Source organism: Terrabacter sp. P2_E3 (assembly GCF_056403915.1).
Map to the genome: position 1 here is coordinate 71,689 of NZ_JBFUEN010000019.1, position 15,577 is coordinate 87,265.

Here is a 15,577-nt window from a genome sequence, read left to right on the forward strand (position 1 = left end):
CCGCCAATCTAGTGGCTCAGACCCACCCCGGGTCAGGTCAGCCGAAGGTGTCCGGGTCGGGGCCGGTGCGCGTGCCCCGGTCGAGTCCCGCGAGGGCCTCGAGGTCGTCGTCGCCGAGGCGGAAACCGAAGATCTCGACGTTCTCCGCGATGCGGGCCGGGGTGACCGACCGCGTCAGCACGACGTTGCCGAGCTCGACGTGCCAGCGCAGCACGAGCTGGGCCGGCGTGACCGAGTGCTTGGCGGCGAGGTCGCGGACGACCGGGTCGTCGAGCAGGCCGGCGCGCACGGCGAGCGGGCTCCAGGCCTCGGTGACGATGCCGTGCTCGGCATGGAAGGCGCGCAGCTCACGCTGCTGGAGGTAGGGGCTCAGCTCGACCTGGTTGACCGACGGCAGGACTCCGGTCTCGTCGAGCAGGCGCTGGAGGTGGGGCACCTGGAAGTTGCAGACACCGACCGAGCGGACCCGGCCCTCGCCCTGGAGCTCGAGCATCGCCCGCCACGCGTCGACGTAGGCGTCCTGCTGGGGCGCCGGCCAGTGGATGAGGTAGAGGTCGAGGACCTCGATGCCGAGGCGCTGCATCGACGCGTCGAAGGCGGCGGGGACGTTCGTGTGGTCGTCGTTCCAGACCTTCGTCGTGACGAAGACGCCGTCGCGGTCGACGTCCTCGCGGGCGAGGACCCGGCCGACGCCCTCCTCGTTGCCGTAGATCCGGGCGGTGTCGATGTGGCGGTAGCCGTCGTCGAGGGCCTGCCCGAAGGCGGCGTCGACGGCACGGTCCGGGACCTCCCAGACGCCGAAGCCGATCTGCGGGATGGCCAAGCCGGGGGTGGAGGCGTGGCCGAGGTCGAGGGTCGGGGCGGACTCGTGTGTCGTCATGCCGTCCACGCTAGGTCGAGGCGGACCGAGGCGGTGTGCGCGACCTCACTCCGAGACGACCGGGAATACGCCGGAGGACGCCGAATTGACGTGACGTCAGCCCGATAGAGTCCGATCCATGGCACCCATCAGCAAGGTACTGATCGCAAACCGTGGTGAGATCGCCGTCCGCATCGCGCGGGCGTGCGCGGACAGTGGGATCGCCTCGGTCGCGGTCTACGCCGACCCGGACCGGGATGCCCTGCACGTCAAGGTCGCCGACGAGGCGTACGCCCTCGGGGGCTCGACCCCCGGTGAGAGCTACCTCGTCCAGGAGAAGCTGCTCGACGTCGCCCGTCAGGCCGGGGCGGACGCGGTCCACCCCGGCTACGGCTTCCTCGCCGAGAACGCGTCGTTCGCCCAGGCCGTCATCGACGCCGGGCTGGTCTGGATCGGCCCCGGACCGCAGGCCATCGACTCGCTGGGCGACAAGGTCAAGGCGCGCCACATCGCCACGAAGGCCGGCGCACCGCTCGTGCCCGGCACGAAGGATCCCGTCTCCGGGGCCGACGAGGTCGTCGAGTTCGCCAAGGAGCACGGCCTGCCCGTGGCGATCAAGGCGGCCTACGGCGGCGGCGGACGCGGCCTCAAGGTCGCCCGCGCGATGGAGGAGATCCCCGACCTCTACGACTCGGCCGTCCGCGAGGCCGTGACGGCGTTCGGCCGTGGCGAGTGCTTCGTCGAGCGCTTCCTCGACCACCCACGCCACGTCGAGACCCAGTGCCTCGCCGACCAGCACGGCAACGTCGTCGTCGTCTCGACCCGCGACTGCTCGCTCCAGCGCCGCAACCAGAAGCTCGTCGAGGAGGCCCCCGCACCCTTCCTCACCGAGGAGCAGCACACCGAGCTGCTCCGCGCGAGCAAGGCGATCCTCAAGGAGGCCGGCTACGTCGGCGCCGGGACGTGCGAGTTCCTCGTCGGGCCGGCCGGCGACATCAGCTTCCTCGAGGTCAACACGCGCCTGCAGGTCGAGCACCCCGTGACCGAGGAGGTCACCGGCATCGACCTCGTGCGCGAGCAGTTCCGCATCGCGAACGGCGAGTCCCTCGACTACGGCGACCCCGAGCCCCACGCCCACTCGATCGAGTTCCGGATCAACGGCGAGGACGCCGGCCGGGGCTTCCTCCCGGCCCCGGGCACCGTGAGCCGCATGGTCGTGCCGCAGGGCCCCGGCGTGCGCTGGGATGCCGGCATCGTCGAGGGCGACACGGTCGCCGGCGCGTTCGACTCCATGATCGCCAAGCTCGTCATCACCGGCCGCACCCGCGAGCAGGCCATCGAGCGCTCCCGTCGGGCGCTGGCCGAGCTGACCATCGAGGGCATGCCGACCGTCGTCCCCTTCCACCGCGCGGTCGTCGCCGACCCGGCCTTCGCACCGGCCGACGGCGCGCCGTTCACGATCCACACCCGCTGGATCGAGACGGAGTTCGACAACACCATCGAGGCGTATGCCGGCCCGGCGGCCGACACGGCCGAGGCGGAGGAGCGCCAGACCGTCGTCGTCGAGGTCGGCGGCAAGCGCCTCGAGGTCTCGCTCCCGGGCGGCCTCTCGCTCGGTGGTGGCGGGGGCGCGTCCGCGGCGAAGAAGAAGGCGCCCAAGCGGTCTGGCGGTGGCAAGTCCGGTGGCGCCGCCTCCGGCGACTCCCTCACGGCCCCGATGCAGGGCACCATCGTCAAGATCGCCGTCGAGGAGGGTGCGACCGTCGCGGCGGGCGACCTCGTCATCGTCCTCGAGGCGATGAAGATGGAGCAGCCGATCACGGCCCACAAGGCCGGTGTCGTCTCGGGCCTGACCGCGAAGGTCGGCGAGACCGTCACGTCGGGCGCCGTGCTCGCCGAGATCGCGGACGTCGTCGAGGCCTGAACGACGCAGAACGGACAACGACGAGGGCCGACCTGCCGCGAGGCAGGTCGGCCCTCGTGCGTGCGCCCCCGGGTGAGCGGCGCTCGCGTCAGCCCTGCCTGGCTGGCGGGTCGCCGAGGGTGATGTCACCCTCGCCCGATCCGGGCAGGTTGGGGTCGGGGACGCCGGGCAGGTCCTGCTCACCCGCGGGCTCGCCGGCTGGCGGGATCTCCGATGATCCTGGTCCACCGGGCAGGTGGGGGTCGACGGGGGCCGGGTCGGTCGGGTCGACCGGGGGCCTCGGCTCGGTGCGTCCCGGAGCGGGCGCCGGGGTCGGGGTCGGGGTGGGCACGGGTTCCGGTGTGGGCGCAGGCGCCGGGGTCGGAGCCGGCTCGGGCGTCGGAGCCGGGGCGGGGCTCGGCGCCGGCGCGGGCGGGGGCGGCGGCTCAGGGGCGCCGGGCGGCTGAGTGCCCTCCGCGTCGGCTGGCAGCCCGAGGCTCTCCTTGAGCGTGTCGGTGCCCTGGTCGACCTGGTCTGCGTACTTGCCGCCGGTGCGCTCGTTGATGAGCTCCTCGGCCTTGTCGAGACCCTGCTCGGCCTGCTCGGGGTGACCCTTGACGAAGTCCTTGGCCTTCTGGATCCAGTCGCTCACTGCGTGTGCCTCCACGGTCCGACCTGCCCAGGAACGTCCGACCCGCGGCCCGGGCGACCTCCCTGACGTGGCGACGACGCCGCCACCGTCCCGACGCTACGCCTCTGGCACACTGCACATGTGTTTGCGACCCTCACCACTGCCACGGCCGAGCAGCCCGTCTTCTCCGTGGCGAACCTCGTCATCCTCATCGTCGTGGCGGCGATCCTCTACCCGCTCCAGAAGAAGCTGCGCCAGGTGGTCTCGCGCCGCCGACGCGAGCGGTGGGCCGAGGAGGACCGGCGCGCAAACCTCGAGCGCGGTCCGGCAGACCGGCCGGCGCCGGGCGACGAGCAGCACTGAGCCACCGACGGCGTATGCCGTCCGCCCGAGTCCCGCGGCGACGCTGGCCTGCGCGTCGCCCCGCCTCGTCCGGCATCGTCCCGCGTCGTCCCGCGCGGGTGTCAGTCGGACTGGTGCAGCTGGCGCGCCGCCTCGGCGATCGAGCCGGAGAGCGAGGGATAGACCGTGATGGTGCTCGACACCTGGTCGACGCTGAGCCGGTTCTGCACGGCCAGCGCCACGGGGTAGATCAGCTCTGAGGCCTTCGGCGCGACGACGACGCCGCCGAGCACCGTGCCGTAGCCCTTGCGGCAGAAGAGCTTGACGAAGCCGTCGCTGATGCCCTGCATCTTGGCGCGCGGGTTGCGGGCGAGCGGCAGGGTGACCGACTCGACCTCGGGTGACTCGTCGGCGGCGTTCTGGCTGATGCCGACCGTCGCGATCTCGGGCTCGGTGAAGATGTTGGCGGCGACCCCCCGGACGTTGAGCGGCGACACGGCGTCGCCGAGCGCGTGCCACATGGCGATGCGGCCCTGCATGGCCGCGACCGACGCGAGGGGCAGCACCCCGGTGCAGTCGCCCGCCGCGTAGACGCCGCCGGCACTGGTGCGCGAGACGCGGTCGACCTGGACGTGTCCGGAGGGGCTGAGCTCGACGCCGGCCTCCTCGAGGCCGAGACCCGCAGTGTTGGGCACGGACCCGACGGCGAGCAGCGCGTGCGAGCCCTCGACCGTGCGGCCGTCGACGAGGGTCACGACGACGCCGTCGGCGGTGCGCTCGACCGAGGCCGCACGCGACTTGTTGAGGACCTCCATGCCGCGCTTGCGGAAGACGTCCTCGATGACGGTGGCGGCGTCGGCGTCCTCGCCGGGCAGCACCCGGTCACGGGAGGAGACGAGGACGACCTGGGAGCCGAGGCCGAGGTAGGCCTGGGCGAGCTCGGCGCCGGTGACACCGGAGCCGATGACGATGATGCGCTCGGGCAGCTCCTCGAGGGAGTAGATCTGCTGCCAGGTGAGGATGCGCTCGCCGTCGGGCCGCATCGTGTCCATGACGCGGGGCGCCGCGCCCGTGGCGACGAGGACGACGTGGGCGGTGAGCTCCCGCGTCGTGCCGTCGGCGAGCTCGGCGACGACGCGCTCGCGACCGGCGAGCCGGGCGGTACCGCGCAGGACTGTGACACCGACCTGCTCGAGGCTGCCCTGGATGTCGGCGCTCTGGGCGGCCGCGAGCTCGAGGATCCGGTCGTTGACGGTGTGCGCCTGGGCGACGGCGTCGGACACCTCGTCACCGTCGTCGTCCTGCAGACGCACGCCGAGGCGCGAGGCCGTCTCGAAGTCGGACATGTAGTCGGCGGTCGCGATGAGGGCCTTGCTCGGCACGCAGTCCGTGAGGACCGCCGCGCCGCCGAGGCCGTCCTTCTCGACGATCGTGACCCGCGCCCCGAGCTGGGCCGCGACGAGGGCCGCCTCGTAGCCGCCGGGGCCGCCGCCGATGATGACAACGGATGTCTCGCGCGTGATCACGGGACCATCCAACCATCCCCCGCGCCGAGGCCCGGCCGGCCCCCGAGCCGCCGCCCGGGGAGCGGTTCCTGCGCCGCGACGACCTCGCTAGAGTCCTGAGCGTGACCAGTTCCCACCGCGATCTCAGCGACCCCTCCACCGACCCCTTCGACGTCGCCGCCGACGCCGCCGCCGTCATCGCCGAGCGCACCGGCGTCGACCACCACGACGTCGCGCTCGTGCTCGGCTCGGGCTGGGGCCAGACCGCCGACCTCATCGGTGAGACGCTCGCGACCGTCGACAACGCCGACGTCCCCGGCTTCCACAAGGCCGCCGTCGCCGGCCACTCCGGCAGCATGCGCTCGGTCGCGATCGGCGACACCGGCCGCCGGGCCCTCGTCTTCGGCACCCGCACCCACTTCTACGAGGGACGCGGCGTGCGGGCGGTCGTCCACGGTGTGCGCACCGCGAAGGCCGCGGGCTGCTCGACGGTCGTCCTGACCAACGGGTGCGGCGGCCTCAACCCGGCCTGGGCGCCCGGCACCCCGGTCCTCATCCGCGACCACATCAACCTCACCGCGCACTCCCCCATCGAGGGTGCGAACTTCGTCGACCTCACCGACCTCTACACCCCGCGGCTGCGCGACCTCGCCCGCGAGGTCGACCCCGACCTCGACGAGGGCGTCTACGTCCAGTTCCGGGGCCCCCACTACGAGACCCCGGCCGAGGTGCAGATGGCCAAGGTCATCGGCGGCGACCTCGTCGGCATGTCGACGAGCCTCGAGGCGATCGCCGCGCGTCAGGCCGGGCTCGACGTCCTCGGCATCTCGCTCGTCACCAACCTCGCCGCGGGCATCTCGGACCAGCCGCTGAGCCACGCGGAGGTGCTCGAGGCCGGCCAGGCCGCCGCCGAACGGTGCGGCCGTCTGCTCGCAGCAGTCGTGGGGCGTCTCTGATGACGACCGTCGACACGACCGAGACGTTGTATGCCGCGGCGCGCGCGTGGCGCGACGACGACCCCGACCCGACGACGCGTGACGAGCTCGATGCCGTCCTCGGGCGGGCCGCCGCGGGAGACGCGGAGGCCGCCGCCGACCTCGCCGACCGCATGGCGGGCCTGCTCGAGTTCGGGACCGCGGGCCTGCGCGGGGCCCTCGGCGCCGGCCCCAACCGGATGAACCGCAGCGTCGTCATCCGCGCGGCAGCCGGCCTCACGGCCTACCTCAAGGACGAGGGGCGCGCCGGCGAGGCGCCGACCGTCGTCGTCGGCTTCGACGCGCGCTACAACTCCGACGTCTTCGCCCGCGACACGGCCGCGGTCGTCGTCGCGGCCGGCGGTCGGGCGCTGCTGCTGCCCCAGCCCCTTCCGACGCCGGTCCTCGCGTTCGCGATCCGCCACCTCGGCGCCGATGCCGGCGTCATGGTGACGGCGAGCCACAACCCGCCTCAGGACAACGGCTACAAGGTCTACCTCGGCGATGGCAGCCAGATCGTGCCGCCGGCCGACGCCCAGATCGCCGCCCACATCGGGCGCGTCGAACGGGTGGCCGACGTGCCCCGCGTGTCTGAGGGCTGGGAGACGCTGGGCGACAACCTCCTCGAGGACTACGTCGACGCCGTCGTCAGCGTCGTCGACCCGCACTCACCGCGCGACCTGCGCATCGTCCACACGAGCCTGCACGGCGTCGGCCACGGCACGGTGCACACGGCCTTCGTCCAGGCGGGCTTCGCGGCCCCGGTCGTCGTCGACGAGCAGGCCGTGCCGGACCCGGACTTCCCGACCGTCGCCTTCCCGAACCCCGAGGAGAAGGGTGCGATCGACCTCGCGCTCGCCCGTGCGCGCGCCGTCGGCTGCGACCTCGTCATCGCCAACGACCCCGATGCCGACCGCTGCGCCGCCGCCGTGCTCGACCCGGCGCTCGGCGACTGGCGGATGCTGCGCGGCGACGAGGTGGGGGCACTGCTCGGCGCGCACATCGTGCAGCGAGGTGTCTCGCGCCGCGACGTCTTCGCCAACTCCATCGTGTCCTCGCGCCTGCTCGCGTCGATCGCCAAGGCGGCCGGGCTCGCCCACGAGGAGACGCTGACCGGCTTCAAGTGGATCTCCCGCGTCGACCGGCTGCGCTACGGCTACGAGGAGGCGCTCGGCTACTGCGTCGCCCCGCAGCTCGTCCGCGACAAGGACGGCGTCAGCGCCGCCCTCCTGCTCGCCGAGCTCGCGGCCGGCCTCAAGGCGCAGGGTCGCACCCTCATCGACCTGCTCGACGACCTCGCGATCGAGCACGGCGTCCACGCGACCGACTCGTTTGCGGTGCGCGTCTCGGACCTCGCCCAGACCGACACCCTCATGGGCCGCCTGCGCGCCGAGCCACCCACCACCGTGGCCGGCGTCGACGTCGCCCGCGTCGACGACCTCGCGGAGGGCGACGGTGGGCTGCCGCCGACCGAGGGACTGCGCTACCACCTCGCCGACCGCTCGCGGGTCATCGTCCGCCCGAGCGGCACCGAGCCCAAGGTGAAGGTCTACCTCGAGGTCATCGAGCCGGTGGCCGGTCCGGCGTCGCTCGGGGAGTCCCGTGCGGTCGCCGAGACGCGCCTCGCCCGGGTCCGGGCCGACCTGGAACGCCTCACGTCCCTGTGACGCCGCTCCACGCGTACGCCATCGACGGCGTACGCGTGGGGCCGGGTCACCCTGGCCCGTCGGAGCGGGCCCCGTCAGAGCGGGCCCCGTCAGACGACGAACGTGCCGATGACGAAGAACGCGAGGCCGACGAGGAGCAGGCCGACGGACGCCGGGTCCCAGACCTGGTGCGCGATGCGTGGCGTCCGACCGTCCTTGCGCTTGCGGTCGGCGCTCATCCGGGCCTCGACCTCGGCCGCGACGGCCTGCGCCTCGACCTTCGACTTCGCCGGCTCCTCGGTGGTCCCCTTGCCCCGCACCTTGTTGGCGCCCACGGTCAGCATGCCGCGGCCGTACCTCGGACGACCGGGGTCGGCCGGCACCCCCCACGCGGTGTAGCGGCGGCCGTCCGCGACGACCTCGAGCGCCCAGCGTGACCTGACCTCGCTGATGGCCGGCCACGTGACGTCGACGACCCGCAGCGGGTTGACGAGTCGGATCCCCTCGGCGTGGATGACGACGCAGGGGCGCACGACGAAGAGCCACAGGAGCACGAGTGCGAGCACCACGGTCGAGATGAGCGTCCAGCTGCGCGGCTCGGTCAGCACTCCGGGGACGAGCAGGGCGACGCCGGCCGCTGCGCCGATGACGCCGACGGTGACCGACGAGCCGGGCCGGAGCGTGCGGGCATCGCGCAGGGCGACGCGCTCGGGATGCTCCTCGGCGGGTGAGTCGGAGGGCAGCGGGGACACGTCGGGGCTCACGGACAGACTCTCTCACGCGTCACGGGCCGTCTCGATAGGTGGATAGACTCCCGTGGTGACAGTTAGCACCACGACGCGCACCGCGCAGGACCTCACCGCGCAGGCGCGGGACGTCCTCGGGGTGTCGCGCCTGACGAACCATGCCCTCACCTCCTGGCTGCACGGCCTGCCCGGAGTCGACCAGGTCGGCTGCGAGGCGCGGGCCGCGTCCCTCGGCACCCGCTCGATCAAGACGACGAGCAAGGCCTGGGCGATCGACACCGCCATCGGGATGATCGACCTGACCACCCTCGAGGGCTCCGACACGGTCGGCAAGGTCCGGTCCCTGTGCGCCAAGGCCCTCGTGCCCGACCCGCTCGACCCCACGACGCCGCGTCCCGCCGCCATCTGCGTCTACGGCGACATGGTCGCGACCGCGAAGGCCGCGCTCGGCGACAGCGGCATCCACGTCGCCGCGGTGGCAACGGCCTTCCCGTCCGGTCGCGCCAGCATGCCGGTCAAGCTGGCCGACACCCGCGACGCCGTCGATGCCGGCGCCGACGAGATCGACATGGTCATCGACCGCGGCGCGTTCCTCTCGGGTGACTACCTCACCGTCTTCAACCAGATCACCGAGGTCAAGCAGGCCTGCGGCACGGCGCACCTCAAGGTCATCATGGAGACCGGCGAGCTCGTCACCTACGACAACGTCCGCCGCGCCTCGTACCTCTCGATGCTCGCGGGCGGTGACTTCATCAAGACCTCCACGGGCAAGGTGCAGCCCGCCGCCACCCTGCCCGTCACGCTCATCATGCTCGAGGCCGTGCGCGACTGGCGCGACCTCACCGGCAGCCGGGTCGGCGTCAAGCCGGCCGGTGGCATCAAGACGACCAAGGACGCCATCAAGTACCTCGTCATGGTCAGCGAGATCGCCGGCGACGACTGGCTCTCGCCCGAGTGGTTCCGCTTCGGTGCCTCGAGCCTGCTCAACGACCTCATCCTCCAGCGTCAGAAGCTCGCCACGGGTGCCTACTCCGGCGCCGACTACGTGACGATCGACTGACTGTGACTGCCTGACTGACCGACCGCGCCTCACACGACAGCGCCCACGAAAGACACCCTGATGCCGAAGTTCGAGTACGCCCCAGCGCCGGAGTCGCGCGCCATCGTCACGATCGAGAAGTCCTACGGTCTCTTCATCGACGGTGCGTTCACGCGTCCCAAGGCGACCTTCCCCACCGTCAACCCCGCCGACGAGACGGTCCTCGCCGAGGTGAGCCAGGCCGGCCCCAAGGACGTCGACAAGGCCGTCGCCGCGGCCCGCCGCGCCTACGAGGGCGTCTGGGGCCGGATGAGCGGCGCCGAGCGCGGCAAGTACCTCTTCCGCATCGCCCGCATCCTGCAGGAGCGCGCCCGCGAGTTCGCCGTCCTCGAATCGCTCGACAACGGCAAGCCGATCAAGGAGACCCGCGACTTCGACGTGCCGACCGCCGCCGCGCACTTCTTCTACCACGCAGGCTGGGCCGACAAGCTGGAGTATGCCGGGCTGGGTGCTCCGGGGGACGCGCCGGCCCGCGCGCACGGTGTCGTCGCACAGATCGTCCCGTGGAACTTCCCGCTGCTCATGCTCGCGTGGAAGGTGGCGCCGGCGCTGGCCACCGGCAACACGGTGGTGCTCAAGCCCGCCGAGACCACTCCGCTCAGTGCGCTGCTCTTCGCCGAGGTGTGCCAGCAGGCCGACCTGCCCGCCGGAGTCGTCAACATCGTCACGGGTGACGGCCGCACCGGTCAGGCGCTCGTCGAGCACCCTGACGTCGACAAGATCGCCTTCACCGGCTCGACCGAGGTCGGCAAGATCATCGCCCGGTCGATCGCCGGGACCGCCAAGAAGGCCACCCTCGAGCTCGGTGGCAAGGCCGCCAACATCATCTTCGACGACGCGCCCATCGAGCAGGCCGTCGAGGGCATCGTCGGTGGCATCTTCTTCAACCAGGGCCAGGTCTGCTGCGCCGGCTCGCGCCTGCTCGTCCAGGAGAACATCCACGACCAGGTCATCGCCAAGCTCAAGCGGCGCCTGCAGACGCTGCGCGTCGGCGACCCCCTCGACAAGAACAGCGACCTCGGCGCGATCAACTCGCGCGAGCAGCTCGACCGCATCACGATGCTCGTCGACGCGGGGGTCGCCGAGGGTGCCGAACGCTGGAGCCCGGCATGCACGTTGCCCACCAAGGGCTTCTGGTACCCGCCCACGCTGCTGACCGGCGTCTCGCAGACGCACCGCGTCGCGACCGAGGAGATCTTCGGCCCGGTCCTGACCGTTCTGACCTTCCGCACGCCCCAGGAGGCGGTCGCGAAGGCCAACAACTCCGCCTACGGCCTCTCCGCCGGTGTCTGGACCGAGAAGGGCTCGCGCATCCTCTGGATGGCTGACCAGCTCAAGGCCGGCGTCGTCTGGGCCAACACCTTCAACCGCTTCGACCCCAGCTCGCCGTTCGGCGGCTACAAGGAGTCGGGCTACGGCCGCGAGGGCGGTCGCCACGGCCTCGAGGCCTATGTCACCACCGCCCCTTCGACCCTGACGGGAGCCGCCCGATGAGCCGCCTCGACGTGCGCAAGACCTACAAGCTCTACATCGGGGGCAAGTTCCCGCGCAGCGAGTCCGGGCGCTCCTACGAGGTCGTCTCTGCCTCGGGCGAGTTCCTCGCCAACGCGGCCATGGGCTCGCGCAAGGACGTCCGCGACGCGGTCGTCGCCGCGCGTGCCGCCCTGCCCGGCTGGTCTGGTGCCACCGCCTACAACCGCGGGCAGGTGCTCTACCGCGTCGCCGAGGTGCTCGAGGGTCGCCGCGCCCAGTTCGTCGAGGAGGTCGCCGCGAGCGAGGGCCTGACGGCTCGCGCGGCGGGTGCCGTCGTCGACGCCGCGATCGACCGTGTTGTCTGGTACTCCGGATGGACCGACAAGATCGCCCAGGTGCTCGGCAACCTCAACCCGGTCGCCGGACCGTTCTTCAACGTGTCGGCTCCCGAGCCGACGGGTGTCGTGGGCGTGCTTGCGCCGCAAGCCTCCTCGCTGCTCGGGCTCGTGTCCGTCGTGGCCCCGGTCATCGCGTCGGGCAACACGGCCGTCGTCGTGTCGTCGGCCGCTCGTCCGCTGCCGGCGGTGACCTTCAGCGAGGTGCTCGCGACGTCCGACGTGCCCGGTGGCGTCGTCAACATCGTCACGGCACAGACCGCCGAGGTCGCCACGTGGCTCGCGGCGCACCGCGACGTCAACGCCATCGACCTCACCGGTGTCGCCGGCGCCCAGGGCGTCGACTGGGCCGCGCTCGAGGCGGAGGCCGCCGGCAACCTCAAGCGCGTCTACCGACCGGCTCTGGCCGACGGCGCTCCCGTCGAGCCCGACTGGAACGCCGACCCCGGTCTCGGTCGCATCCGGGCCTTCGTCGAGACGAAGACCGTCTGGCACCCCAAGGGTCTCTGACCCGGTCCCTGGACCTGGTGGAGGAGGGCGAGGTGGCGTCGGTCGACCACCGCTCGGGCGACACCGCGGGCGAGCAGCCCGCGGGTCGGACCGGCGCCGACCCCGCCGGTGCGCCGGCGACCGGCGGGACCGGCCGTGACCGCCGCCGCGTCATCCTCCTGACCGGACCGAGCGGAGCCGGCAAGAGCCGGCTCTCGGCACGCCTCAGCACCACCCACGGGTGGCCGGTCGTGCGGCTCGACGACTTCTACCGCGAGGCCAGCGACCCGCAGCTGCCCCGCTCCCCCTTGGGCATCCCCGACTGGGACCACGCCGACTCGTGGGACGCCCAGGCCGCGGTCGAGGCGCTGCGGACGCTGGTCGACGACGGCCGCGTCGAGGTGCCCGTCTACGACATCGGCGCCTCTGCGGTGACGGGTCGGCACGTCGTGGAGGCCCGCCCCACCGACTTCGTCCTCGCCGAGGGGCTCTTCGCGGGACGTCTCGTCGAGCCGCTGCGCCGGGAGGGACTGCTCGCCGATGCCCTGTGCGTGCGCCAGAACCGCAGCCTGACGGCCCTGCGCCGCTTCGTGCGTGACCTCTCAGAGCGTCGCAAGCCGCCGCACATCCTCGTGCGGCGTGGGCTCGCCCTGTGGCGCGACGAGCCCCGGGTCGTCGCACAGGCACGCGCAGACGGCGCCCGCTGCCTGCATCCCCGACAGGCGGAGTCCGAGCTCGGCACCCTCCTCGGACTCGGTGCCTCGACGTGAGGCTCGTCGGTCTGCTCGGAGGCATGAGCTGGGAGTCGAGCGCGGAGTACTACCGCCTCGCCAACGAGATGGTCCGTGAGCGGGTCGGCGGTCTGGCCTCGGCGCGACTGCTCCTGCACTCCGTCGACTTCGCCGAGGTCGAGCGGCTCCAGGCGGAGGACCGCTGGGACGAGGCCGGCGCGCTGCTCGCGACGGCGGCCGCGGGACTGGAGGCCGGCGGGGCCGAGCTGCTCGTGCTGTGCACCAACACCATGCACAAGGTGGCTCCCGCCATCGAGGCTGCCGTCTCGATCCCCCTGCTGCACATCGGCGACGTGACGGCGCGGGCGGTGCGCGCTGCGGGCCTCGCACGAGTCGGTCTGCTCGCCACGTCCTACACGATGGAGCAGGACTTCCTGCGCGACCGTCTCGCTGGTCACGGGCTCACCGTGCTCGTGCCCGACGGCGGCGACCGCGCGGTGGTCCACCGCATCATCTACGAGGAGCTGTGCCTTGGCGTCGTGACCGAGGAGTCCCGGCAGGCCTACCGCGACGTCATCGCGCGGCTCGTCGCTGCCGGCGCCGAGGGTGTCATCCTCGGCTGCACCGAGATCGAGCTGCTCGTCGACCAGTCCGACGCGGACGTGCCGGTCTTCCCGACGACGCGCCTGCACGTCGAGGCCGCCGTCGACGCCGCGCTCGCGGACGACTGACCTCTCTGTCCCTTACGCCACACGGCCGGTTCGAGGTGATCGCGCGCCCCCAGCGGGCGTCACGGTCACCTCGGACCGGGCGAGGTACAGACGCTCTCAGGCGATGGGCGGGGCCTGGTAGCCGAGGGCTGCGTAGCCTGGCTTGATGACGTCGTCGATGAGTGCCAGACGCTCGTCGAAGGGGATGAAGGCCGACTTCATGGCGTTGATCGTCACCCAACGCAGGTCCTCGAGGGTCCAGCCGGCCTCGTCGCGCAGCAGGGCCGCCTCCTTGCTCATCGACGTGTCGCTCATGAGCCGGTTGTCGGTGTTGAGCGTGACGCGGAAGCGCAGGCGACGCAGCAGCGTGATCGGGTGCAGCGCGATCGACGGCGCCGCGGAGGTCTGCAGGTTGCTGCTCGGGCACATCTCGAGGGGGATGCGCTTGTCGCGCACGTAGGCCGACAGGCGCCCCAGACGCACGCGGTCCAGCTCGAGCGACGTCAGCGCGTCGGCCTCGTCCTTGTTCCCCTCGACCCACTGCGCGAAGGGTGCGCCGTCGATGGTGATGTCGTCGACGATGCGGACACCGTGACCGAGACGGTCCGCGCCGCACCACTGGATCGCCTCCCAGATCGACGGCAGACCGAAAGCCTCCCCGGCGTGGATCGTGAAGTGGAAGTTCTCGCGGCGGAGGTACTCGAACGCGTCGAGGTGACGGGTGGGCGGATAGCCGGCCTCTGCGCCGGCGATGTCGAAGCCGGACACGCCCTCGTCGCGGTAGCGGATCGCGAGCTCCGCGATCTCGGTCGACTTCGCCGCGTGGCGCATCGCCGTGAGCAGCGAGGTGACCCGGATCGGGTGACCGGCGGCCGCCGCCTTGGCCTCTCCGTCGCGCAGACCGGCGTTGACGGCCTCGACGACTCCCTCGAGCGTCAGCCCCCGGGTCAGGTGCTGCTCCGGCGCATAGCGGCTCTCGGCGTAGGCCACGCCGTCGGAAGCCAGGTCCTGGGCGCACTCGCTCGCGACCCTGAACAGACCCTCGCGCGTCTGCATGACGGCCAGGGTGTGGTCGAAGGTCTCGAGGTAGCGCGGGAGCGATCCGGAGTCGGCGCTCTCACGGAACCACGTGCCGAGGGCGGCCGCCTCGGTCTCGGGCAGGGCGTCGTAGCCGACGTCCGCGGCCAGCTCGATGATCGACTGGGGGCGCAGGCCGCCGTCGAGATGATCGTGGAGCAGGACCTTGGGAGCGAGCAGCACGTCGTCCGAGCTCACGACGCGTCCCCGGCCGCCGTGTCGGCGTCCTCCTCGCGATGGACCGAGTCCGGGCTGAAGGCCGGCAGGCAGACGGCGACGTACTCCGCGCCCTCGGGACCGCACGAGTAGCGGATGCGCTCACCGCCACGCGTGATCACCGACTGGCCCGCGCCCACCTCGAGCGTGCCGCCGTCGTGGTCGATGAGCACCGTGCCGGCGAGAACGAGCGTGATCTCGTCGAACTCGGGGGCCTGGAAGGGCTCGGACCATCCGGCCGGCGCCACCATGCGAGCGACCGAGACCGAGCCCTGCAGACGGGCGTCAGGAGTGTTGACGGCACCGATGTGCTCGTCGATGACCTTGCCACCGGGAACGGGGATGCGGGTCGGGGAGGGGATGAGTTCAGGCACGGACCAACCCTAGTACCTCCGACTCGGACGCCCCATCCCCTGGCGGTGAGCGGCCCGACGGGGATCGGACCGGTGTCGGAACGGCAGAGCCACACCGTCAAAGGGCATGGAAATGCGACAACCCCGCCAACGGTGTTGGCGGGGTTGTCGTGAATGGTTGTCCGGCTGCGTCCTACTCTCCCACACCGTCACCAGTGCAGTACCATCGGCGCTGAAGGGCTTAGCTTCCGGGTTCGGAATGGAGCCGGGCGTTTCCCCTTCGCTATGACAGCCGAAACTCTATGGAGATATCAATCAGTGGGTGGTGTTCCCGTTTGTATCTCGGGAACCGCACAGTGGACGCGTAGCATCTTTGTAAGTCAAGTTATCGGCTTATTAGTACCGGTCAGCTCCACACATTGCTGTGC

General features: G+C 71.8%; 15 protein-coding genes and 1 rRNA gene. 9 read left to right on the forward strand and 7 right to left on the reverse strand.

Annotated elements, in window-relative coordinates:
- Positions 1 to 37 precede the first annotated feature (37 nt).
- Positions 38 to 880: an aldo/keto reductase gene (locus tag AC1DW8_RS20300; protein ID WP_056773220.1), complete on the reverse strand. Its 843-nt coding sequence runs from the start codon at positions 878 to 880 to the stop codon at positions 38 to 40.
- 118 nt (positions 881 to 998) lie between these two features.
- Here AC1DW8_RS20300 and AC1DW8_RS20305 point away from each other — a divergent pair, with 118 nt between their 5' ends.
- Positions 999 to 2,783 carry an acetyl/propionyl/methylcrotonyl-CoA carboxylase subunit alpha gene (locus tag AC1DW8_RS20305; RefSeq protein WP_056827056.1) on the forward strand — a complete coding sequence of 595 codons (1,785 nt, stop codon included), beginning with the start codon at positions 999 to 1,001 and terminating at the stop codon, positions 2,781 to 2,783.
- An 88-nt stretch (positions 2,784 to 2,871) separates the two neighbouring features.
- Here AC1DW8_RS20305 and AC1DW8_RS20310 read toward each other — a convergent pair whose 3' ends face one another.
- A complete protein-coding gene (locus AC1DW8_RS20310; protein WP_478095669.1) occupies positions 2,872 to 3,414 on the reverse strand; it encodes an antitoxin in 543 nt (180 codons plus the stop codon).
- Between the two features lie 120 nt (positions 3,415 to 3,534).
- On the opposite strand from AC1DW8_RS20310, the gene AC1DW8_RS20315 reads away from it, so the two are divergent.
- Positions 3,535 to 3,756, forward strand: coding sequence for a hypothetical protein (locus AC1DW8_RS20315; protein ID WP_478095670.1), 222 nt, complete (start codon positions 3,535 to 3,537; stop codon positions 3,754 to 3,756).
- 101 nt (positions 3,757 to 3,857) lie between these two features.
- Here AC1DW8_RS20315 and AC1DW8_RS20320 read toward each other — a convergent pair whose 3' ends face one another.
- Positions 3,858 to 5,261 carry an NAD(P)H-quinone dehydrogenase gene (locus AC1DW8_RS20320; RefSeq protein ID WP_056773093.1) on the reverse strand — a complete coding sequence of 468 codons (1,404 nt, stop codon included), beginning with the start codon at positions 5,259 to 5,261 and terminating at the stop codon, positions 3,858 to 3,860.
- A 101-nt stretch (positions 5,262 to 5,362) separates the two neighbouring features.
- On the opposite strand from AC1DW8_RS20320, the gene AC1DW8_RS20325 reads away from it, so the two are divergent.
- Both AC1DW8_RS20325 and AC1DW8_RS20330 read left to right on the forward strand, forming a co-directional pair.
- The gene (locus tag AC1DW8_RS20325) at positions 5,363 to 6,196 is read left to right on the forward strand and encodes a purine-nucleoside phosphorylase (RefSeq protein WP_478095671.1); all 834 of its coding nucleotides are present in this window, start codon (positions 5,363 to 5,365) and stop codon (positions 6,194 to 6,196) included.
- On the forward strand, positions 6,196 to 7,881 hold the full coding sequence (locus tag AC1DW8_RS20330) for a phospho-sugar mutase (RefSeq protein WP_056773086.1): 1,686 nt from the start codon (positions 6,196 to 6,198) through the stop codon (positions 7,879 to 7,881). The genes AC1DW8_RS20325 and AC1DW8_RS20330 overlap by 1 nt, the downstream gene beginning before the upstream one ends.
- An 89-nt stretch (positions 7,882 to 7,970) precedes the next feature.
- Here AC1DW8_RS20330 and AC1DW8_RS20335 read toward each other — a convergent pair whose 3' ends face one another.
- Positions 7,971 to 8,624 (reverse strand): PH domain-containing protein, encoded by a 654-nt coding sequence (locus AC1DW8_RS20335; RefSeq protein ID WP_056773083.1) that lies wholly within the window; start codon positions 8,622 to 8,624, stop codon positions 7,971 to 7,973.
- Between the two features lie 55 nt (positions 8,625 to 8,679).
- Between AC1DW8_RS20335 and deoC the strand changes: the two genes are divergently transcribed.
- Genes deoC through AC1DW8_RS20360 form a run of 5 tightly spaced genes read left to right on the forward strand, consistent with a single transcriptional unit; the run spans position 8,680 to position 13,524 of the window.
- Positions 8,680 to 9,666, forward strand: a complete 987-nt coding sequence (deoC, locus tag AC1DW8_RS20340) for a deoxyribose-phosphate aldolase (RefSeq protein WP_478095672.1) — start codon at positions 8,680 to 8,682, stop codon at positions 9,664 to 9,666.
- 60 nt (positions 9,667 to 9,726) lie between these two features.
- Positions 9,727 to 11,199 (forward strand): aldehyde dehydrogenase family protein, encoded by a 1,473-nt coding sequence (locus tag AC1DW8_RS20345; RefSeq protein WP_056773080.1) that lies wholly within the window; start codon positions 9,727 to 9,729, stop codon positions 11,197 to 11,199.
- Entirely contained in the window at positions 11,196 to 12,083 is an 888-nt protein-coding gene (locus AC1DW8_RS20350) for an aldehyde dehydrogenase family protein (protein WP_478095673.1), read from the forward strand. The genes AC1DW8_RS20345 and AC1DW8_RS20350 overlap by 4 nt, the downstream gene beginning before the upstream one ends.
- A gap of 32 nt (positions 12,084 to 12,115) precedes the next feature.
- On the forward strand, positions 12,116 to 12,832 hold the full coding sequence (locus AC1DW8_RS20355) for a uridine kinase family protein (RefSeq protein WP_478095674.1): 717 nt from the start codon (positions 12,116 to 12,118) through the stop codon (positions 12,830 to 12,832).
- Positions 12,829 to 13,524, forward strand: a complete 696-nt coding sequence (locus tag AC1DW8_RS20360) for an aspartate/glutamate racemase family protein (RefSeq protein ID WP_478095675.1) — start codon at positions 12,829 to 12,831, stop codon at positions 13,522 to 13,524. Before AC1DW8_RS20355 ends, AC1DW8_RS20360 begins: the two co-directional genes overlap by 4 nt.
- Before the next feature lie 96 nt (positions 13,525 to 13,620).
- Here the strand turns inward: AC1DW8_RS20360 and AC1DW8_RS20365 are convergent, their stop codons facing one another.
- The 3 genes from AC1DW8_RS20365 to rrf all read right to left on the reverse strand — a co-directional run bounded on the left by AC1DW8_RS20365 (position 13,621) and on the right by rrf (position 15,446).
- Complete coding sequence (locus AC1DW8_RS20365; protein WP_478095676.1) at positions 13,621 to 14,778, reverse strand: adenosine deaminase; 1,158 nt, start codon at positions 14,776 to 14,778, stop codon at positions 13,621 to 13,623.
- On the reverse strand, positions 14,775 to 15,170 hold the full coding sequence (locus AC1DW8_RS20370) for a cupin domain-containing protein (RefSeq protein WP_056773071.1): 396 nt from the start codon (positions 15,168 to 15,170) through the stop codon (positions 14,775 to 14,777). Before AC1DW8_RS20370 ends, AC1DW8_RS20365 begins: the two co-directional genes overlap by 4 nt.
- A gap of 159 nt (positions 15,171 to 15,329) precedes the next feature.
- A 5S ribosomal RNA gene (rrf, locus tag AC1DW8_RS20375) occupies positions 15,330 to 15,446 on the reverse strand.
- Between the last annotated feature and the right edge of the window lie 131 nt (positions 15,447 to 15,577).

Excerpts from the sequence above, each read along its gene's own strand:
- AC1DW8_RS20345 (WP_056773080.1), top strand. The coding sequence starts at position 9,727 with ATGCCGAAGTTCGAGTACGCCCCAGCGCCGGAGTCGCGCGCCATCGTC.
- AC1DW8_RS20300 (WP_056773220.1), bottom strand. The coding sequence starts at position 880 with ATGACGACACACGAGTCCGCCCCGACCCTCGACCTCGGCCACGCCTCC.
- AC1DW8_RS20305 (WP_056827056.1), top strand. The coding sequence starts at position 999 with ATGGCACCCATCAGCAAGGTACTGATCGCAAACCGTGGTGAGATCGCC.
- AC1DW8_RS20350 (WP_478095673.1), top strand. The coding sequence starts at position 11,196 with ATGAGCCGCCTCGACGTGCGCAAGACCTACAAGCTCTACATCGGGGGC.
- AC1DW8_RS20330 (WP_056773086.1), top strand. The coding sequence starts at position 6,196 with ATGACGACCGTCGACACGACCGAGACGTTGTATGCCGCGGCGCGCGCG.